Annotated in this window: 1 protein-coding gene; it reads left to right on the forward strand. The window is 65.0% G+C overall.

What is annotated here, in order from left to right; all coding sequences use genetic code 11:
• Window positions 1-246 (forward strand): carboxyl transferase domain-containing protein (locus G8O24_RS43420; RefSeq protein WP_283815678.1); only part of this gene is annotated, 246 nt, incomplete at both ends.

Here is a 246-nt window from a genome sequence, read left to right on the forward strand (position 1 = left end):
TGGTCGGCGGTCCGGAACGGGCGCGGCTGCTGCACAAGGAGCGCAAGCAATTACTGCCTCGCGAACGGATCGCTGCGCTGATCGATCCCGGCTCGCCGTTCCTCGAATTTTGCCAGTTCGCGGGCGAAGGCATGTATGACGGCGTGCCGCCGGGCGCGACAATTATCACGGGCGTCGGACAGGTCTGCGGGCGCGGTTGCATGCTTATCGCCAACGATGCCACAGTGAAGGGCGGGACGCTGTTCG

Source organism: Bradyrhizobium campsiandrae (assembly GCF_014529705.1).
GTDB classification, from domain to species: domain Bacteria; phylum Pseudomonadota; class Alphaproteobacteria; order Rhizobiales; family Xanthobacteraceae; genus Bradyrhizobium; species Bradyrhizobium campsiandrae.